The organism is Microbacterium sp. NPDC028030 (assembly GCF_040637855.1).
Lineage (GTDB): Bacteria > Actinomycetota > Actinomycetes > Actinomycetales > Microbacteriaceae > Microbacterium.
In genome coordinates this window covers 871,416-890,601 of sequence record NZ_JBEZXF010000001.1, presented here as the reverse complement: position 1 = coordinate 890,601, position 19,186 = coordinate 871,416, and the positions used below count along the sequence as shown (strand labels likewise).

General features: G+C 68.4%; 15 protein-coding genes. 1 reads left to right on the top strand and 14 read right to left on the bottom strand.

Annotated features, from left to right (window positions below):
• Positions 1-3 precede the first annotated feature (3 nt).
• Positions 4-987: a LacI family DNA-binding transcriptional regulator gene (locus AB0E56_RS04405; protein ID WP_359796945.1), complete on the bottom strand. Its 984-nt coding sequence runs from the start codon at positions 985-987 to the stop codon at positions 4-6.
• Positions 988-1,089: 102 nt separating this feature from the next.
• Here AB0E56_RS04405 and AB0E56_RS04400 point away from each other — a divergent pair, with 102 nt between their 5' ends.
• Positions 1,090-2,223, top strand: coding sequence for a glycoside hydrolase family 172 protein (locus AB0E56_RS04400; RefSeq protein ID WP_359796943.1), 1,134 nt, complete (start codon positions 1,090-1,092; stop codon positions 2,221-2,223).
• A gap of 57 nt (positions 2,224-2,280) precedes the next feature.
• On the opposite strand, the gene AB0E56_RS04395 is transcribed toward AB0E56_RS04400, so the two are convergent.
• The 13 genes from AB0E56_RS04395 to AB0E56_RS04335 all read right to left on the bottom strand — a co-directional run bounded on the left by AB0E56_RS04395 (position 2,281) and on the right by AB0E56_RS04335 (position 19,075).
• The gene (locus tag AB0E56_RS04395; RefSeq protein ID WP_359796941.1) at positions 2,281-4,767 is read right to left on the bottom strand and encodes a GH116 family glycosyl-hydrolase; all 2,487 of its coding nucleotides are present in this window, start codon (positions 4,765-4,767) and stop codon (positions 2,281-2,283) included.
• Positions 4,764-5,462, bottom strand: a complete 699-nt coding sequence (locus tag AB0E56_RS04390; protein WP_359796939.1) for a hypothetical protein — start codon at positions 5,460-5,462, stop codon at positions 4,764-4,766. Before AB0E56_RS04390 ends, AB0E56_RS04395 begins: the two co-directional genes overlap by 4 nt.
• A gap of 5 nt (positions 5,463-5,467) precedes the next feature.
• Positions 5,468-6,373, bottom strand: coding sequence for a carbohydrate ABC transporter permease (locus AB0E56_RS04385; protein WP_359796938.1), 906 nt, complete (start codon positions 6,371-6,373; stop codon positions 5,468-5,470).
• Positions 6,370-7,296 (bottom strand): sugar ABC transporter permease, encoded by a 927-nt coding sequence (locus AB0E56_RS04380; protein ID WP_359796936.1) that lies wholly within the window; start codon positions 7,294-7,296, stop codon positions 6,370-6,372. Before AB0E56_RS04380 ends, AB0E56_RS04385 begins: the two co-directional genes overlap by 4 nt.
• A complete protein-coding gene (locus AB0E56_RS04375) occupies positions 7,289-8,608 on the bottom strand; it encodes a sugar ABC transporter substrate-binding protein (protein WP_359796935.1) in 1,320 nt (439 codons plus the stop codon). Before AB0E56_RS04375 ends, AB0E56_RS04380 begins: the two co-directional genes overlap by 8 nt.
• 148 nt (positions 8,609-8,756) lie before the next feature.
• Positions 8,757-9,935 carry a DUF4185 domain-containing protein gene (locus AB0E56_RS04370; protein ID WP_359796933.1) on the bottom strand — a complete coding sequence of 393 codons (1,179 nt, stop codon included), beginning with the start codon at positions 9,933-9,935 and terminating at the stop codon, positions 8,757-8,759.
• Positions 9,936-10,100: 165 nt separating this feature from the next.
• A complete protein-coding gene (locus tag AB0E56_RS04365) occupies positions 10,101-11,606 on the bottom strand; it encodes an exo-alpha-sialidase (RefSeq protein WP_359796931.1) in 1,506 nt (501 codons plus the stop codon).
• 45 nt (positions 11,607-11,651) lie between these two features.
• Positions 11,652-12,518: a dihydrodipicolinate synthase family protein gene (locus tag AB0E56_RS04360; protein ID WP_359796930.1), complete on the bottom strand. Its 867-nt coding sequence runs from the start codon at positions 12,516-12,518 to the stop codon at positions 11,652-11,654.
• Positions 12,519-12,602: 84 nt separating this feature from the next.
• Positions 12,603-13,862 carry an extracellular solute-binding protein gene (locus AB0E56_RS04355; RefSeq protein WP_359796928.1) on the bottom strand — a complete coding sequence of 420 codons (1,260 nt, stop codon included), beginning with the start codon at positions 13,860-13,862 and terminating at the stop codon, positions 12,603-12,605.
• Between the two features lie 68 nt (positions 13,863-13,930).
• Positions 13,931-16,621, bottom strand: coding sequence for a family 78 glycoside hydrolase catalytic domain (locus AB0E56_RS04350; protein ID WP_359796926.1), 2,691 nt, complete (start codon positions 16,619-16,621; stop codon positions 13,931-13,933).
• Positions 16,618-17,439 (bottom strand): carbohydrate ABC transporter permease, encoded by an 822-nt coding sequence (locus AB0E56_RS04345; RefSeq protein WP_359796924.1) that lies wholly within the window; start codon positions 17,437-17,439, stop codon positions 16,618-16,620. The genes AB0E56_RS04350 and AB0E56_RS04345 overlap by 4 nt, the downstream gene beginning before the upstream one ends.
• Positions 17,439-18,389 (bottom strand): sugar ABC transporter permease, encoded by a 951-nt coding sequence (locus AB0E56_RS04340; RefSeq protein WP_359796923.1) that lies wholly within the window; start codon positions 18,387-18,389, stop codon positions 17,439-17,441. The genes AB0E56_RS04345 and AB0E56_RS04340 overlap by 1 nt, the downstream gene beginning before the upstream one ends.
• Positions 18,386-19,075 (bottom strand): GntR family transcriptional regulator, encoded by a 690-nt coding sequence (locus tag AB0E56_RS04335; protein ID WP_359796922.1) that lies wholly within the window; start codon positions 19,073-19,075, stop codon positions 18,386-18,388. The genes AB0E56_RS04340 and AB0E56_RS04335 overlap by 4 nt, the downstream gene beginning before the upstream one ends.
• Positions 19,076-19,186 lie beyond the last annotated feature (111 nt).

The following is a 19,186-nucleotide window of genomic DNA, read 5'->3' as shown; positions in this document are numbered from 1 at the left end:
CGTTCAGCTCCGCGGGTTCGCGGGCTGCACCTCGTTGCGCAGCACGACCGTCCGAGCCGGCTGCTGATCGCCCTTGATGCGCTCGAGCAGCATCCGCGCAGCGGTCACACCCATGTGCCGGGCGGGCAGCCGCACGACGGTGACGGCCGTGGGCGACAGAGTCGTGAACGGCAGTGAGCCGATGACCGCGACTCCGACCTCCGGCGGGGTGAGTCCGTGTTCGGTCAGCACCTGGATGGCGCCGACGCCGATGAGGTTGTTGCCCGCCACCACGGCATCCGGCGGCTCGGGAAGCGCGAGAAGCTCCTCCATCGCGGCGCGACCGCCATCGACGCGGAAGGTCGCGAATCGCGCGAGCTCATCCGGATCGAGGTCGGGGTGCGCTGCGGCGAGCGCCGCACGCCATCCCGCCGCGCGCTCGGCGGCCGTGTCGATGTGCTCGGGTCCGCCGATGTAGGCGATGCGCCGGTAGCCGGCGTTGATCAGGTCCTGGGTGGCGGAGGTGCCGGCGGCGCGGTTGGCCATGACGACACCGTCGATGTCGTACGTGGTGCTGCGGTCGACGGCGACCACGGGACGGCCGGTGGCGAGGATCGTCTCGAGATCGGAGTGCTCATCGGCGGTGGCGATGATCACACCCGACATGTGCTCGGCGATCGCGATCCGGAGGTACGTGGCCTCCTTCTCGAGCTGCGCATCGGAGTTGCAGAGCACGACCGAGTACCCGGCCTCGGAGGCGACGTCCTCCACCCCGCGAGCCATCTCGGTGAAGTAGGGGTTCTCGATGTCGGGGATCACGAGCGCGATCACCTCGGAGCTCTGGCGGCGCAGCGTGCGGGCGGTGCGGTTCGGGGTGAACTTGAGCTTGGCGGCGGCGTCGCGCACGGCTGCGACCTTCTCGTCCGACACGCTCGTCCCGTTGAACACGCGCGAGACCGTCGCGGGAGAGACCCCCGCGAGCTCTGCGACGTCGTAGATCGTGGTCATGCACCCTCACTGCCTGTCCGATCGCGCCGGACGTGAAGCAACAGTATCGCGCACGTTCGCGTTCTCTGGTGTTCCGATCTGAAATCGATTACATTGGCGGCCATGACTTCTGCACCCTCTGATCTGGCATCTCTCGCGGCGCTGCGGCCGATCCAGACCCGCTCCATCTCACCCGAGAACTTCGACGGCTCCGCGGGGGGCGGCGGCCGGGCGACCGAGGGAACGGGCGCCGCGAACGCTCGCGACCTCGGCCCCGGCTGGAAGATCTCGCCGAGCGTCGACATCAAGGCCGGCGAGACGTTCGAGCTCGCGAGCATCCGCGGAGCGGGCAAGATCACCCACATCTGGATCACGACGCACACCGACAACTGGCGCACCCTGCTGCTGCGGGCGTATTGGGACGGGGCGGAGGAGCCGGCGGTCGAGGTGCCGTACGGCGACTTCTTCTGCAACGGATGGGGCGTCTTCGCGCAGGTGAACTCGCAGACCATCGCCGCCAACCCCCACGGCGGCTTCAACTCGTACTGGCCGATGCCGTTCCGCGATGGTGCGCGCCTCACGATCGAGAACACCTCCGTCGTCGACGTGCGCGTGTACTACCAGGTGACCTACGAGGTCGGCGGCGACCACGCGAACGACGCCTACTTCCACGCGCAATGGCGGCGATCGAACCCCTTGGAGGAGCTCACCCCGCACGTGATCCTCGAGGGCATCGAGGGGCAGGGCCAGTACGTGGGCACGTACATCGCGTGGGGAGTGAACTCCAACGGCTGGTGGGGCGAGGGCGAGATCAAGTTCTACCTCGACGACGACACCGACCATCCGACGATCTGCGGCACCGGCACCGAGGACTACTTCGGCGGCGCCTGGAACTTCGACATCCCGGGCCGGGGGTACACCGAGTTCTCGACGCCGTACCTCGGGATGCCCCAGGTAATCCGCCCCGACGGCCTCTACGTGTCGCAGCAGCGGTTCGGCATGTATCGGTGGCACCTGCTCGACCCGATCCACTTCGCGACGGGCATCCCGAAGGTCGACATCCAGGCGCTCGGCTGGCGCAGCGGCTGGCGCTATCTCCCGCTGCGCGACGACATCGCCTCGACGGCGATGTTCTACCTCGACCGGCCGACGGCTCGTCGCCCGAAGACGCCGACAGCTGACGACTTGGAGGTGCACCTGGGGTCCGCTCCCGTGCCGGACATCGGGGCCTCCCCCTCGCGGCCGCCGCAGGACTGAGCCCCGCAGGACTGAGCCCCGCAGGACCGGGCCCTGCGGGGATCAGTCCCCGCCCGCTCAGCCCGCGCGCACCACCGTGAAGGGGCAGTCCCCCTCGACCACGTCGATCTCCACCTGTTCGCCGACGGTCACCGTGCCGTACCCGGCTGAGCCGACCCAGGGCCAGCGGCCGGGAGCGCCGACGTGCAGTTCGCCGTTCGCCTCATCGACGCGCACACCCGACCGGGCCTGGAGCAGCGTCCACCCCGCCATGGCCCTGGCGTAGTGGTCGCCGCACTCGATCTCGTTGTACGGGTTGCGGCGGCGGCCGTCATGACGGTTCCAGAGCCCGTCCAGCACCTGCCGTGCCTCGTCTTCCAGCCCCTCGAAGACGCAGTGCGCCGCGACCTGCCACTCGATGCCCGTCCACACCTCGTCCGCGTAACGGGTCGGCACGTCGGGGCGGCCGCCCTCAGGCCAGGTGCACATCAGCAGCCCGACGTCCTCCGCAGTGTCGGCATAGACCCGGTAGGGATGCTCGAAGTCGGCGAAGCCGTGCCGGAGGTTCGAGGCGACCACGTGACGCAGAGCGCTGCGCACGTGCTCCGGCGGCAGGATGTGGCCGAGTCCGAGCTGATGGGCCCACCACTGTCCGATGACCTGATCCGAGAGCACCCCGGTGCGCCATTGGTAGTCCTCCGGGTCGCCCTCGTCGAGCACCTGGATGTAGTGGGTGCCGTCGAAGAGTGCGTCATCGTACATCTGTGACCCCGACTGGAACCGCTCCTGCGCCTCGGTCGCCGCGTCGGCATCTCCGACGAGAAGAGCCAGCTCCTCGTAGGCCCGCAGCGCCGCGAGCCACAGCGTGCCCATGAACGGGTTCGCCCCCGCGAGGTCGATGTCGTGGGTGCTGGGCTGGATGCCGCGGAGCACGCCGTCGCCGTCGCCGTCCCAGCGGTCGACGATGTGCGTATAGAGCCTGACGAGCTGCGGCCACCGCCGCTCCAGCCAGTCACGACCGGCACCGCGCTGCACGTCCCTGAGGGATTTGAGGATGGTCGCGAGCATGCCGTCGAGCGCGGGCTCCTCCGGTCCGCCGATGAACTCGTCCGTCATCTGCGGCAGATAGGTCGGCACACGCAGCCGGTGCGGGATCGCGCCGTCGGCGGCCTGCATCACGTCGAACTCGGTGTCGCGCATGTCACGCTCGAGGCTCGGCCAGAGACCCGCGAGCGCCGCCTCGTACTGCCAGACGTGGGTGCAGTTGAGCGGACACGATCCACCGAAGACGCCCGACCACATCCAGGTCGAGTCGCCGAGCGATCCCTCGTAACCGTAGAACCTGCCGTCGGCGCCGATGAAGCACGTCGGGCTGCGAACGTAGGCGGCCTGCGCGGCCAGGTGCTCGACCTCGCGGGGGTCGAGGCTGGAGTCGACGAGTGTCGAGGTCCACTTCGCGGTGCGCTCGGTGAGTTCACCCCAGCGTCGCTCGACCGTCGACTGCACGTCCATCGCGTCGAGGAATCGCAGTCCGTACGCGTTGCCGAGGTAGAAGCGCGATGACCCCCACTCGGGGTGCGGCCGCCCGAACTGCTCGATGTCGACGAAGCGGTTCGGCAGATGCCAGGAGATCGAGAAGCGGATGGTGCGGGACGCCCCTGGCTCGAGGGCGAACGGGACACCGACCACGCCGAGCCACGACCGTCCCTGCGCACTGGCTCCGGTTCCGCCGCGAGGCGCGTTGAGCTGCGGATCACCCACCGTGGGAGCGAGAGCGAGCCGGGACCGACCGTCGTTGGCCGCGCGCGAGCGCAGGAAGGCGTCCAGGTGCTCGAGCCCGCTGCATCGGGTGAGGACGGCCGCGCTCTCGTCGTCGGCCGCGAGGACGAGCTGACCGGCGAGCTGGTCGCTCTCGTCGAGGGACGGGTTGTCCATGACGATGCGCGACCACCCCTTGCCGCGGCGCAGCCGGTTGACGTTGCCGCCGAGCCCCGGTGTGCTGTCGGAGATGGGCGTGATGCCATCCCAGCCGATCGCGTTGAGGAGTGAGCCGGCGAGCGTGCCGTGCACCGCGATCGGTCCGGTGTTGGTGAGCGTGAACTCGAACATCCCGGTCGGGATCGAGCTGAACTCGACATCGCGCGGTGCGAGCGGATTGAGCACACGCATCCGCACCGCCACGGGATGACGGGTGTCGGTGAGGTCGACCTCGGCGATCGGATAGGTCCCCCGGAACGAGGCGGACTCGAACGTGCCGAAGGCCTCGGCCGCTGCCGTCATCCACTCCGGCACATGCCCGTCGGTGGTGAGCGACGCCGCGGGGTCCGGCACGGGGGTGCCCTGCACCATCGAGATCACGTTGAGGGGCGGCTCGACCTGGGTCACCCGCATCCAGAACCCCGTGCCCGGCAGAGCGCCGAGGTGGTTCGGCATCCCCTGCAGCTGCCATTGACGCAGCGAGCCGTCGGCGTTCACCGCGAATCCGCCGGTGCCGATCCCCCCGACCGGCATCGCGAGGGCCGGAGCCTCGGTGTGGGGGCGGGACTGCGGCAGGATGTCCGTCATGATTCTCCTCTGGCGGGTCGGCGGGCGGGCGGGAGCGGGGGAAGGGCGACGCCGGATGCCGTGGCCGCCGGCCAGGCTGCGGCCACCGCGAGCACCATGAGCACCGGGGCGACGAACAGCAGGAGCCCACCGAACCAGGTGAGTCCGAGCCAGGTGAGCGCCGACGAGGCGGCCAGCGCGGCGAGGGGTCCCGCCGGACGACGCAATGCCGCGACGGCGGACACGGTCACGAGCGTGCGCAGACTCACGTCGTCACGCATCGCCCCCACCGGTACGGCGACCACCGCGACGATCGCGCAGAGTACGGCCACGAGGGTCGCGGCCACCGCGAGCACCGGGAACAGGGGTACGGCCGCCGCCTCGGCCACGGCGGCTGTGAGCATCGACCACGCCACCGCCACGGCGGGCATACCCGCGCCGAGGAGCATGAGGGTCAGGCGCCGCCCGTAGCGCGCGGGAGGACGGTCGAAGATCCGGTCGTGCATCGAGCCGAGCGCCCAGGCGGCAGGGAACGCCGAAGCGCCGACGACGAGCACCGGGACGAGTGGCGACCCGGGGCCGAGCAGCGCCGTCGCGAAGGCCCACGCCGCCAGTCCCGTCACACCGGTGACGCCGAGAGGTGCGAGCGCACGCCAGGCCGCTCCGGGCAGCCGCAGGAGCACCGGGTCGATGGAGCCGCGCACGGGCGCGGTCACCCCGGTCATCCCTTCAGTCCCGTCGACGCGACACTCTCCACGATCTGACGTTGGAAGGCCAGGAAGACCACGAGCAGCGGCACGACGACCATGGTGATCGCGGCGAACACGATGACCGCCGGCGCGGCGCCGAACCCGTTCTGCAGCGTGACCAGTCCGAGCGGAAGCGTCATGTTCTCCGGGCTCGACAGGAAGATCAACGGCCCGAAGTAGCCGTTCCACGATGCCTCGAACCCGAGGATCGCGAGGGCGGCGACCGCTGGCGCCGACAGCGGGATGAGCATGCGGAACAGGATCCACAGGTGTCCTGCACCATCGAGCCGCGCCGCCTCGTCGAGCTCACGGGGGATCGTCTTGAAGTACTGCGAGAGGAAGAAGATCTGGAACACGTTGATCAGGGCCGGAAGCCACAGCGAGGCCAGGGTGTCGACGAGGCCGAGCTGGCGCATCATGATGAAGATCGGGATGATCACCAGCTGCCCCGGCACCATGAGGGCCGAGAGCATCACGACCAGCAGCACCCGGCTGCCGCGGAAGTCGATCCTGGCGAACGCGTACGCGGCGAGCACGGAGAAGAACAGGGCTCCGACGGTCGAGATCAGCGCGAGCGCGAGCGAGTTGCCGAACTGCTGGAAGAACGGCATGTATTCGAACACGTCGCCGAAGTTCTCGACCGTGAACGGGATCGGCAGCCACCGGGGCGGCGACGCGAAGGCGAACTCGGGCTCGGTGAGGCTCTGGACGATGAGCCAGATCAGCGGCGAGAGCATGAGGATGCCGAAGACCACGAGCACGATGTCGACGATCACCCCTCCGACACTCGGCCGGTGGCGGCGGCGAAGGCGAGCGCGCTCGACACGGGTGAGGACATCGGTCTGCGCCGGATCGACGGCGGGTGGCAGCAGCGTCATGATTCGTGCACCCACTTCCGGCGGCCGAGGAACTGCAACACGGTGACTCCCATGATGATGAGGAACACGAGCAGGGCGACGGCGGCGGCGTAGCCCATGTCGAACGCCTGGAAGCCCTTCTCGTACAGATACATGATGATCGTGGTCGTGGAGTTCTGCGGCCCGCCCTTGGTGATGATCTGGATGGGGTCGAAGATCTGGAACGCGCCGATGAAGGTGATGATCGTCGCGAAGAACAGGGTCGGCGACATCAGCGGCAGCGTGACGTTCCAGAACACCTGCCACGACGTCGCGCCGTCGGTGCGCGCCGCTTCCACGAGTTCACTCGGCACGGTCTGGAGACCCGCCAGCATGATGATGAACGTGAACCCGACGGTGTGCCAGAGGTCGATGAAGATGATCGCCGGCATGGCCCACGCGGGATCGGCGAAGAAGTTGGGCAGTTCGATTCCGAAGCCGGCCGCGTACTGCGCCACGTAGCCGAACGTGGGATCGAGCACGTACTTCCATAGCAGTGCGACCGCGGCCCACGAGATGAGGAACGGGAAGAAGATCGCCACGCGCGCGAAGTAGCTCAGCACGCGACTCGCCACCCGGTTCACGGCCAGCGCGAGCAGCAGCCCGAACACCAGGTGGGTGACGATCGATGCGAAGGCGAACACGAAGGTGTTCAGCAGCACCTGCGGCAGGATCGGGTCCGAGAACAGCGTCGCGAAGTTGTCGAGGCCGACGAACTCGGGCTGCGTGAGCATGTCCCACTTCAGGAACGCGAGCACGATCGCGAACACGAACGGTCCGGCGACGAACACGAGGAACAGCAGCAGCGCGGGGCTGACGAACATCCAACCCGTGATCGCGGTGCGACGCCGCTGGAGCTCGGCTCCAGGGCGCCGCACCGGACGGGCAGCGGTCAGACTACTCACCGACCAGCTTCTCCAACTCGGCCTGCGCCGCGTCGAGGGTCTTCTGCGCCTCCCCCTGGCCGGCGATGATCGTGCCCCAGGCCTCTTCGATCACCTTCTGCGCCTCGGCGCCCTGGTCGATCGACGGGATCGGCGTCGCGAACGACATCGCCTCGCTCAACCGGATGGTGCCCTCCGGCGCATTGTCGGTGAACGCGGGCGAGTTCGCGACGGACTCCCGCGCGGGGACGATGGTTCCGCCGATCTCGGCGAAGTAGCTGCCGGCCTCCTCCGACATCAGGAACTTGATGAACGTCCAGGCGGCCTGCTTGTTGTCGCTGTTCTTCGCGATGTTCCAGGCGTCCCATCCGACGGGTGAGCCGTTGCCGGTCTGGGTCGGCCAGTTCACGACGACGGTCTTGTCGACCATGTCGAGCTCGCGCACACCGAGCACGGGCCAGCGTCCTCCACTCAGGATGGCGAGCTTGCCCTGCTTGAACGCGGTGTTGCCGTCGAACTGACCGCCGGGCTTCGGGGCGAGGCCCATCTCGACCAGGCTGCGGGCGAACTCCGCGGAGGCGACGGCCTCGGGCGAGTTGTAGGTGGGGGTGCTCCAGTCCTCGTTGAACGTGCTGGCGCCGTTGGTGGTGAGCCACGGCATCACATCGACGAAGTAGCCCGATCCGGCGCCGACCAGGTACGCACCGGTCTTCTCCTTGATCTGCTTTCCGGCGGCGACGAACTCGTCCCAGGTCCAGTTGCCGTCCTCCGGGATCGCGACACCGGCCTTCTCGAAGACGTCCTTGTTGAGGTACATGGCCATGGTGTTGAACCCGCCGGGGATGAACACGGTCTCCCCCTCGGGGCCGGCCGCGAACTCCTCGTTGAACTTCTGCAGGTTGGGGCTGATGTCGTCCCAGTAGTCGTCGACGACGTCCTGGTCCTGCTCGATGTAGGGGGCGAGGTCGGCGAGGATCCCCTTGGAGGCGAAGAGGCGCTGGCCCTCGGTGGCGACCTGGATGATGTCGATCTTCTGGCCGCCCGCCAAGCGGGTCGCGACGGTGGTCGAGAACGTGGCCCAGTTGCCGCTCGGGATGCCGACGGCCTTGAGCTTGATGTCGGGGTATTCCTTGTTGAACTCGGCGAACAGCGCGTTGAAGGCCTTCTGCTGATCGGCGTCGCCCATGTAGACGAAGTTCAGCTCGCCGCTGTCCGGCTCTCCTTCCGCGCCCGCTCCTCCGCCGCCGCCACCGCCGGAGCACCCGCTCAGGGCGATGCCGGCCACGGCGACGGATGCTGCGACCTTCCACATGCGACTGCGTGTCTTCCGCATTGGTCCTCCTCAGGACGTCACTCATCTTCGAGTCGTGCTGTGTCTCGGCTCCTGCCGATGGGTACCGACCAGCGCACGTCGATCCGCGGTGATCGGGTATGCGTCAGAGTAGGCGAAATCGATTTCATGCGCAAGAGTCGCGAGAGGGTCATCCGTCCGCGGCGCGGTCGAGGTCCACCGAGAACCAGAACACGTTGTAGGGGTCCCAGAGCGAGAGGGTGAAGTAGATCCGTCGCCCGTCGTCCGACACCTGGCGGGGATTCAGATACGGCGCGTACAGCCCGGGATAGTCGCCACCGTCGATCACCTCGATCGGCTCTCCCCATGGACCCCACGGCGTGATCCCCTCGCGGATGTATGCGTTCCCGGCATCCGAATACGTCATGATCCACCGTTCGAGGTACGTCGACCACATCACCGAGAGCTCGCCGATGGTCCCCTCGACGATGGTCTCCGCCTCGGTCATGTCGTCGCTCCACCGCGGACTCTCACCCTCGAGACCCGCGTAGTAGGAGTAGGCCGACTGGTCCTCGACCGCCTCCTCCGTCGCGGGGACGCGCATCAGCTTCACCTCCCCGAACCGGCCGGACGGGATCGCCCACAGGTAGATCCAGTCCTTGCCCGCCTCGGTCACGGGAGCGGCGGCGAATTGGACGAAGTTCGAGTCCCCCGGCCATTCGACACCCTCCACCGGATCCCAGCTCTGGCCGTCGTCCCGCGAGACGATGAGTGCGGAACGGCGGGAATCCCAGGCCCCGGGGTCGCCCCAGAAGCTCACCGACATGTAGGAGACGTAGATCGTGTCCCCAATCGCGAAGCCGGCGGTGGGGATCTTCGTCACCTCACCGCTCCCGTCGTTCGCATCGTGGTCACCCTCGATCATCGGGGCCGCGAGACCGATGCCGTCGCTCACCCACCCGTCGAAGAAGATGCCGTCGGAGGGGTCGTCGTCGGTGCTCCATGCGGCGACGTTCGAGCGCCACTGCCCACCCTGGCCACCCGTGGTCCCCGGCGCCCGCTCGCCGAAGGTGTCGCCGAAGAAGAAGAAGGTCTTGTCGCCGACGGTCGCCATCGACCCCAGGTCGGTGCCGGCGACGCCGACGGACTCGGTGTCGTTGATGGCCGCGGGACCGGTGAGCTGCGCGACCTCGGTGAGACCCGACACGCCATCGAGGACGAACGGCTTGTCCTGATCGGTGTCGATGTCCACGGTGTCGTCGTTCGCGGTGCCTCCGGAACAGGCGGCGAGGCCGAGCGCGACGACGACGGATGCCGCCGCGGCGATCGGGCGCAGACGGCGCAGGCGGCGGGCGGGGGTGTCGGACATGGTGCTCCTCGTCGAGCGGCAGATGAGATGCCGAATCTAGCGAAATCGATTTCAGATTGCTAGGGCTCCGGCCGCGGGAAACGTCGACGCCGCCACCCGCCAGCCTGCAGAAACGACGGATGCCGTGGGGTCTCCCCCACGGCATCCGCACTCACCGAGCAGGCGTCAGCCTCGACCGCCCGTGACGTTGGTCCACCCGGAGGGCGCAGACCGCTCGCCCTCGCCGAACTCGTTCACCGCCGTGACCGTGACCCGGTAGCGTCCGGGGTGCACGTCCGCGAGTGTCGTGCTCGTCTCTCCGGCCGCGACCTCGACGCGGATCGTGCGCCCTGACGTCGCCACCGCCTCGACCACGTAGCCCGTGATCGCGGAGTCGCCCGCGTCGGCCGGCGCGGCCCATGCCACCTGCAGCGATCGGCCGGAGCCCACCGCCGTCGGCGCGGCCACCGCCCCCGGGACATCCCGCTGAGCGAGGTCCTGCACCGGAATGCGGGTCAGCTCGACGTCCTCCTTGTTCGTGCCGTACGAGACGTAGAGGTCGTCGCCCCAGAGGACGCTCTTCTGGTAGCTGTAGCCGAGGTTCTTGGACTTGCCTTCGTATCGGCGCGGCTGAAGATCGTTCGCGTCGCGCAGGACGTATCCGTCGTCGAACGTCTCTCCATCAGCGCTCAGGACGATGACCAGCGGGAAGCGGGTCTTGGTCCCGGTCAGGCTGCCGACGAGGTAGGCGGTGCCGTCGGGCAGGTTTCCCGCGCTCTGCTTCGTCCGCGAATCCGGCACGTTCGTGACGACGGAGTCCGACCAGGTCGCACCGTCGTCCTCGCTGACGGAGGCGAGCTTGAACATCGAGCTGCCGCCCTGATCGCGGAAGGTCATCACGATCGAGCCGTCCTCCCTGACGTGCCAGCTCGGCTCGAGCTCGCGCGACATCTCGTCGGGCAGATACGGCTGATTGTCGAACTCCCCCTGCGTCCATCCGGTCACTCCGAGGGGGTCGTCCGTGTAGTACGGCTTCACCTGCAACCCGGGCTGCACGTGGAACGCCGTGAGCACGCGGCCGCTGGGGAGCGCCTTGACGTCCTGCTCGATGATGCCGTCGACGGGCACGCCGTTCTGGTCGGTCACGCGCTGCGGAGCCGACCAGTTCACGCCGTCGGTGCTCGTGACGTACTCGGTGTATCCGCCGCGGGGCTTGAGGGCGGCCGGCCACACGTTGAGGTAGGCGACGAGGGTCTCCCCGTCGGTCCACCATCCTCCGTTGGAGGTGTAGCCGTCGGTGCGCGGCGCCGTGAGCGGAACCGGCTCGGACCAGACCTCGCCGTCGTCGCTGACGCTGTACTTCACGACGGTCTCCGGGGCGTCCTCGTCCAGCGCCGAACTCTGCCACTGGGCGTACAGCTTTCCGCGGAACGGCAGCAGCACGGTCCCGTGGTTGAACTTGTCGTCCTGATCTCCTGGTTCGAAGATCGTGACGGTCTCGGCGTTCTCGGCCTGCGGCAACCCGAGCGAGATCAGGGACGTGGTGTCGATGAGGCCGTCGACCACCCGGATCGGCGCGGACTCGTCGTCGGCGACGGCGGGTCCGGCGAGACCGGCGACCAGCACCGCGGCGGTCAGCAGCGCACCCGCAGCGAGCGTTCGCCTGCGGAGTGTGACGTGTGAGGGCAGCATTGCAACTCCTTTGTCGTGCGACGCCCGTCGTCGGACGCCGCGGTTTCAGTGAAAACGAGGCACGGCGCGTTCGAGACGCGCGAGCACCTCGGCGTCCGGCTCGGGGATGGGCATGCGCTTGCCCCCGACCGGGCGCCCGGCGAGGCGGTGGACGGCGCGCATGCGCGCGGGGGATCCGTCCACGGCTTCGACGACCTCGTCGATGTCTGTCTGCAGTGTCGCGATGCGACCGGTGTCGTCCGCGAGAAGAGCGTCCCGCATCGCGACGAACGGCACCGCGAAGGCCGATGCGACACCCGAGATCACCCCGTCCGCCCCCGCTCGTCCGGCGCGCGCGAAGTCGCCGTCCGCTCCGGTGTAGATCCGGAAGCCCTCGGGCAGCCGTTCCCGGAAGGACGAGATCAGGTCGAGCGATTCACCGCTCACCTTCACTCCGACGACCCCGGGCAGCTCTGCGAGACGGACGAGGAGATCGGCATCGACCGGGATGCCGGTGCGGGCCTCGAACATGTAGACGTAGACATCGAGTCCAGCGGCCTCCGACGCGACCTCGCGGAAGAAGTCGTAGACCTCGTCGGGTGTGGCTGGAAGGTAATAGGGGGTGAGGACGGCGATCTCCGTCGCTCCGGCGTCGCGGGCACCGCGGATGAGCTGCGACACCTCGAACCGGCTCGCCGCCCCCACGTGCACGATCACCCGCACGCCCGCCAGGATCTCCACCGACAGGCGCGCGACGGCGTTGCGCTCCTCGATCGACAGGGCCGGGAACTCACCCGTCGTCCCCAGCACGAGCGCACCCTGCACGCCGGACGCGGCGACGTATTCGAGGATCCGGCGTGAACCGTCGAGGTCCAGCCCTCCGCTCTGATCGAACGAGAGGGGTACGGCGGTGATGATGTCGTGCGAGCGCATGGCGATGGAGCTTCTTTCGAGCGAGGCGTGGAGGAGGACGGACGTCGGATGCAGGCGTCTCATCGCGTGCATCCGACGGAGGGGTCAGCCGGCGAAGGCCTCGTCCATGGCGCGCAGCACGTCGTCGACGCTCGCCTGGTCCGAGAACAGCTGCTGGGTGCCGATGAACAGCGCCGACTGGGCCTTGGCGTTCGGCCAGCCCTGATCGGGCATCGGCGCCGTGTCGCCGGCGGCGATGATGTCGGCGGCGGACTGCATGACGGGGTCGAGTTCGACCTCGGCGTCGCTCAGCGCGGGGATGCCGGGGGCGGTCGCGAACCAGATCGCCGTCGCCTCGGGGGTCGCGAGCCAGTCGACGAAGTCCAGCGCGTTGACCTTGTTCTTCGCCGACTCGTTGACGGCGAAGCTCACGCCGATGCCGCGGGGGATCGCCGTGGTGCCGGAGTCGTCTCCCGGCAGCGCGAAGAAGCCGAACTCGGTTCCCTCCGGGGCCGTCGAGGCGATCTGCGGATACGAGGCCAGCACCTGCACGACGCCCACCGCGGCGCCCGAGTTCACGAGCGCGTACGACGCCGTCACGTCGGTCCCGAGCGGGTCGTCGTTGAAGCACCCGGCGTCGCTCATCTCCAGGTACTTGTCGAAGGCGTCACCCCAGCCCGACCCCGCGAAGGTCGCGGATCCATCGGTGAGCTCGGCATCGAAGTCCGGGGCGTCGCCGTAGACGGTCGAGGCCACGAGCGCGTACGGGATGAGCTGCGTGACCCAGTCGGTCTGGATCCCGAGGGCGAATGCGACCTTGCCTGCGTCCTTCACATCCGCGCAGTAGTCGAGCAGTTCACTGTAGGTCGTCGGCACCTCGAGCCCGAGCTCGGCCAGGGTGCCGGTGTTGTAGATGGCGCCGACGGCGTCGAGCTTCGACGGCAGCCCGTAGGTCTTCCCGTCGATCTGCAGCGTCTCGGCAGTGCCCTCGTCGACCGCGTCGACCCAGGGACGGTCCGACAGGTCGGCGAGGTATCCGGCCCCCTGCAGGACGTCGATGGCGCCCGGGTTGCCTCCGCCGGCCCACACCGTGAAGACGTCGGGCGCGGTCCCGCTGGAGAGCTGCGTGCGCACGGTGGTCTGGAACTGGGAGGTGTCGGCGACGGTGAGGTTCACGTCGAGGCCGGTCTTCTCCTCGTACGCTTCGACGACGGCCTCCATCGGCGCCTGGTTGTTCGAGGTGGTCGCGATGGTGAGCGCATCGGTGGGCTCGTCCGGCGACGCTGCCGGTTCCGACGAGCAGGCCGCGAGGCCGACGGCCGCGACGGCGACACCGGCGACGATGGCGATGTGACGCAGTTTCATGGTGGATAAACTCCAATGCAGGAAGGGGGCGAGAGCCCCCGGAACAGGTGTGAGCGGGGTGGCGGGGGTCATCCGGCCGGGAAACGGAAGGTGAAGGTTCCGGATTCCAGCCGCAAGCGGATGCTCCCCTGGCCGTGGTCCATCAGGGTGACGCCTTGCGAGTGCGTCGTGTTCTCGCCTCCTTCCGTGATCTCGGATGCCGAGCGGCAGGGAAGCTCGGCGACGGCAGGCGCCCCGGGAGGAACCGTGACCGTCCAGGTGATCTCGTCGCCCTCGCGGCGCCAGGCGCTCTCGACCCGTCCGCGCGGAGTCTCGAGCGCCCCTTGCGCGTGGGTGAGGAACGGATCGAACCGCGGCGCGAGCCTGAGGTCGCGGTAGCCCGCGGAATCGCTCTGCTGCGTGATGCCGAGGATCCCCGACAGGAACCACTGCCCGACGGAGCCGAGCGAGTAGTGGTTGAAGCTGTTCATGCGAGCCGACTGGAACCCGTGCTCGGGCGTCCATCCGTCCCAGCGCTCCCAGATCGTCGTGGCCCCGTTGCGCACCGAGAACAGCCACGACGGGTAGCGGTCGTTGTGGAGCAGGCGGAACGCGAGATCCTCCCGCCCGATCTCGGCGAGCACGGGGCACAGCAGCCCGACGGTCACGAAACCCGTCGTCAGGGACACGTCGCGGCGCAGCACGGATTCCACCAGCTTCTCCGCGATGCGGTCGCGCTCGGCGTCGTCGCGGTGGAGCCCGAACGACAGGGCGAGCAGGTATCCGCCCTGCGTGTCACCGGCCACGGTGCCGTCCGCGGCGATGAACGCGGACCCGAATGCGGCGGCGATCCGTTCCCGCAACTCGTCGATGTCGTCGGCGTCGTGGTCCCTGCCGACGAGTCGGAGGGTGCGCGCTGTGAGGTCGGCGCTGTGCGCGAAGTAGGCGGTCGACAGCACGTCCTTGCGCGTCTCCTCGCCGATCTGCAGCCAGTCGCCGTAGTCGTTGCCGACCTGTGCGCGCCAGATGAGGGAGGGGTTGTGCCGTTCGACGTGTCGCACCCACGCGATCATGGAGTCCGCCGCCTCCTCCAGCACAGTCAGGTCGCCGGTCGCACGATGGATGTGCCACGGGATCGTGACGCCACCGTCTCCCCACGCCGGAGCGCCCTCGCGGAGGTGGATGAGGTGCGGCGCGATGTCGGGGAACGCACCGTCGTCGTTCTGCGCGCTGCGCACGTCGCGCATCCATCGCCGGAGGAGCGGTCCGACGTCGGCGATGGCCAGGGCCGTCGGCGCGAACACCTGGGCGTCGGCGAGCCAGCCGAGACGCTCGTCCCGTTGGGGGCAGTCGGTCGGTATGGAGACGAAGTTGCCCCGGAGCCCCCAGCAGATGTTCTGGAAGAGACGATCGAGCGGGGCGTCCGACGACGAGAAGTCGCCGAGGAACTCGACGTCGTTGTGCAGCACGACGGCCTCGACGTCGGCAGCGTCCAGCGGCCCTTCCAGCCCGGTGATCTCGGCGAACCGGAACCCGTGCAGGGTGAACCGCGGCTCGAAAACCTGCACCGTCTCGCCGTTCGTCCAGAACACGTCGAGGGGCTCGGCGGTTCGCAGGTTCGCGGTGTACAGCTCGCCGTGGTCGAGCACTTCGGCGTGATCGAGCTGGATCCGGGTGCCCGCGGCCTGCCCCCGCACGGTCAGGCGCACGCGGCCGACGAGGTTCTGCCCGAAGTCGACGATGTGCCGCCGCTCCCCGACCTCCTCGACGGAGACCGCCGGCAGTGTCGCGGTCGCCCTGACCCCCGGGTCCACCTCGGGGGTGAGCCGATCGACGTCGGTCCCCACGACCACCGCCGACGACCAGTCGGAGATGTCGGTGTCGGGAAGGTGCCAGTCGGGCTGGGCACGACGGGAGTCCTCGTACTGTCCCATCAACAGGTCGGCGTAGAGGATCTCGCTCGCGGTCTCGCGCCAGGACTCGTCCGTGGCGAGGGTCGATCGACCGCCGTCGGTCGCGTCCATCGTCAGCTGCACGAGGAGCGCCGGCTCCGTGCCGTAGTGCTGAGCCTGGTGCCGACGGTCGGTGCCGATGAAGCCCACGTACCAGCCGTCGCCGAGCAGAGCGGCGATGCTGTTTCGGCCCGGACGCAGGTGGGCCGTGACATCCCAGGACTGATAGGTGATCCGGTCCCGATACTCGGTCCAGCCCGGAGCCAGCTCGTCGACGCCCACGCGGTGGCCGTTGACGTACAGGCGGTAGACGCCCTGTGCCGAGGCGTGCACCTTCGCCACCGCCGGCACGGCGTCGAGGTCGAAATGACGGACGAACCGTCGTACCGGCTGGAGCTTGTTCACGGTGAAGCTGATGTCCGTGTCCTGCGGCGGCAGAGCGACGTGCCGGTACACCGGGTTGCGTCCGATCCACGCCGCAGCCCATTCGTCGGGATGGACGATCCCGGTCGCGAACGCGGCGACGCGCTCGACCACCGCGCCGGTCTCGTCTTCGACCGTGACCGTCCAGTCGTAGTCGACGGAGGATGCGAGCGGGGCGCCGGCGTAGCGGATGCCGGTCGTCTGCGTCGACTCGACGCGCCCGGAGTCCCAGGCCCGCGCGCTGCCGCCGCCAGGAAGACGCGCGGCGACGACGACGCGATACGCGTTCTGTCTCGCACCCGTCCGGTCGGAGCGCAGGCGCCACGAGAACACCGGTGCCGCGACGATGCCCTGCGGCGAGTCCTGACCGTCGGCACGCAGCGCATAGGGTTCGAACGCGCTCATCCCTTCAGCCCGCCGGCGAAGCCCTGGATGATCTGCTTCTGCATGAGGAAGTAGACGAGCAGCACAGGAACCACGCTGATCACGAGACCCGCGAACACGACCGGCCAGTTCGACACGAACTGCCCGACGAACGCATACAGCGCGACGGTGACGGTCTGCTGCGGAGTGCCGCTCAGGTAGAGCAGCGGCACGAGGAAGTCGTTCCACACCGCGATGGCGTTCAGGATCACGACGGTCCCCGTGATGGGGCGCAGGAGCGGGAAGACGATGCTGAGGAACGTGCGGAACGTGCCGGCGCCGTCGATCGCCGCCGCCTCCTCGTAATCGCGGTCGAGCGTGCGCAGGAAGCCCGTGTACAGGAAGACCGAGAACGGCACCTGGCTGCCCGTGTAGAACAGGATCAGCGAAGCGAGAGAGCCCAGCAGCCCGAGGTCGCGCATCGTCTGGTACAGCGGGATGAGGGCGACCTGGAACGGGATCATCATGCCCGCGAGCACGATCCAGAACAGCGTGGTCGACAGCCCGGACATGACCCGTGCCAGCGGATAAGCGGCCATCGAGGAGATCGCGACGATGAGCACGACGCTGGTCACGGTGACGATCGCGCTGTTGAGGAGTGCGGTCCCGAGGCCGGCTTGATTCCACGCCTGGACGAAGTTGTCGAGCGTGGGCTGAGCGGCGGGGACGAGCGGCGACGAGGAGTCGTTCGCCGAGCGCAGCGACATGTTCACGAGGATGTACACCGGGAACACGAAGATCAGCGCGATGCCGATCATCAGGACCTCGCGGGCGAAGACGCCCTTCGTGTAGCGGAACATCAGTCATTCCCCTTCCGGGACAGACGCTGCTGGCCGACGGAGAAGATCGCGACCACCACGGCGAGCACGAGTGCGAGCGCGATGCCGTAGCCGAACTCGTTGAACTGGAACGCCGACTTGTAGAGCAGCGTCGAGAGGGTCTCGGTCGAGCCCCCAGGCCCGCCGGCGGTGAGGACGAACACCTCGGTGAACATCTTCAGACCACCGATGATCGTGAGCATCACGTTGATCGCCGTGGCGGGGGCGAGCAGGGGCCAGGTGACCGACCAGAAACGACGCCACGCGCCCGCACCGTCGACGGCCGCTGCTTCGTTCACCTCCTGCGGGATGGACTGGAGCCCGGCCAGGTAGATCACCATCGAGTAGCCGGCGTGCTGCCAGACCACCATCATCACGATGGAGAAGGCTGCCCAGAACGGATCGCCGAGCCAGCTGGGCGCGACGTCGCCGAGCCCGAGGCCGTCGAGGACGCCGTTGACCGCGCCGTCCGGTGTCAACATGAACTTCCACAGGTACGCCACCACGACCGGTGTGATGACGACGGGCGCGAAGAACAGCACACGTAGGAAGTTGCGGGACTTCAGCCCGGAATTGACGCCGAGCGCGAGCAGCAGACCGATCCCGTTCTGCAGCACCGTCACCGCGAACGCGAAGATCAGCGTCATCTTGAGCGCTTCGAGCGAGCTGTCGCTCGTGAAGATGCGCACGAAGTTCGCGAAGCCGACGAAGTCGTAGTTCTGCGACAGGCCGTCCCAGTTCGTGAACGCGAGCACGGCGCCGCGGATCGACGGCACGATGACCGCGAAGCCGTAGAACAGCAGCGCCGGGATCGCGAGGAGGAGCAGGGCCTTCGACTGGGCGACGCCGACGAAGCGCCGACGTGGACGAGGGTCTTCGTGCACGGGGTCCGCCGGCACGGTTGCAGCCTCTCTCGCCTCGAGGATGCTCATGAGGCGAGGCCTCTCGCCGACGCGGTCTCCGGTCCGATGAGGGCCTGGACGGCGTGGCTCATCCGTCCCCGCGCGCCGTCGAGGTGCTCGCGGAGTTCGGTGCGCACCTTCTCCACGTCGCCCTCCTCGATGAGGTCGAGCAGGCGTCCGTGATCGTGGGCCGAGGGGTGCAGGTCGACGTCTTCCTCGACCGTGAGCTGCATGAGGCTGGCGAAGACAGGCTCATAGGCCTCCCACACGTCGATCAGGCGACGGTTCCCGCCCACGCGGTAGAGGAGCGCGTGGAAGCGCATGTCGGCGTCGGCGAAGTCCGCGGCCGCCGAGCGGTCGGCGCACGCCACCATCTCCTCGACGATCTCGCGACCGATGCGCAGCTGTTCCGGCGTCGCCTGAGCGATCGCGCGGGTCACGGCGACGAGCTCGATGGACTCGCGCAGCTCGTAGAGGTCGTCGATGTCGCTCTCGCTGAGTCCGACGACGAAGAAGCCCCGCCGTCGCGACTCGACGAGTCCCTGCGACTCGAGCTGGCGCAGGGCATCGCGCACGGGTCCTCGGCTGACGTCGTACTCCGCGGCGACCGAGTCCTCGACCAGGTGCGTGCCCGGTTGCAGGTGTCGCCGCACGATCTGATCGCGCAGCACAGCTGCCAGCTGATCTCCGAGCGCCGGCGCTCGGGTGGGCCTCATCGTGACCACTGCGTCACCCCTTCGTGTACCGTTAACGATCGACAGTTAACTGGAATCGATTTCAGAAGTCAACTCGGGTGCACGAAAAGCCCCGCCTCACGAGAGCGAGAC

Excerpts from the sequence above, each read along its gene's own strand:
- AB0E56_RS04405 (WP_359796945.1), bottom strand. The coding sequence starts at position 987 with ATGACCACGATCTACGACGTCGCAGAGCTCGCGGGGGTCTCTCCCGCG.
- AB0E56_RS04400 (WP_359796943.1), top strand. The coding sequence starts at position 1,090 with ATGACTTCTGCACCCTCTGATCTGGCATCTCTCGCGGCGCTGCGGCCG.
- AB0E56_RS04395 (WP_359796941.1), bottom strand. The coding sequence starts at position 4,767 with ATGACGGACATCCTGCCGCAGTCCCGCCCCCACACCGAGGCTCCGGCC.
- AB0E56_RS04385 (WP_359796938.1), bottom strand. The coding sequence starts at position 6,373 with ATGACGCTGCTGCCACCCGCCGTCGATCCGGCGCAGACCGATGTCCTC.
- AB0E56_RS04375 (WP_359796935.1), bottom strand. The coding sequence starts at position 8,608 with ATGCGGAAGACACGCAGTCGCATGTGGAAGGTCGCAGCATCCGTCGCC.
- AB0E56_RS04370 (WP_359796933.1), bottom strand. The coding sequence starts at position 9,935 with ATGTCCGACACCCCCGCCCGCCGCCTGCGCCGTCTGCGCCCGATCGCC.
- AB0E56_RS04365 (WP_359796931.1), bottom strand. The coding sequence starts at position 11,606 with ATGCTGCCCTCACACGTCACACTCCGCAGGCGAACGCTCGCTGCGGGT.
- AB0E56_RS04360 (WP_359796930.1), bottom strand. The coding sequence starts at position 12,518 with ATGCGCTCGCACGACATCATCACCGCCGTACCCCTCTCGTTCGATCAG.
- AB0E56_RS04355 (WP_359796928.1), bottom strand. The coding sequence starts at position 13,862 with ATGAAACTGCGTCACATCGCCATCGTCGCCGGTGTCGCCGTCGCGGCC.
- AB0E56_RS04350 (WP_359796926.1), bottom strand. The coding sequence starts at position 16,621 with ATGAGCGCGTTCGAACCCTATGCGCTGCGTGCCGACGGTCAGGACTCG.
- AB0E56_RS04345 (WP_359796924.1), bottom strand. The coding sequence starts at position 17,439 with ATGTTCCGCTACACGAAGGGCGTCTTCGCCCGCGAGGTCCTGATGATC.
- AB0E56_RS04340 (WP_359796923.1), bottom strand. The coding sequence starts at position 18,389 with ATGAGCATCCTCGAGGCGAGAGAGGCTGCAACCGTGCCGGCGGACCCC.
- AB0E56_RS04335 (WP_359796922.1), bottom strand. The coding sequence starts at position 19,075 with ATGAGGCCCACCCGAGCGCCGGCGCTCGGAGATCAGCTGGCAGCTGTG.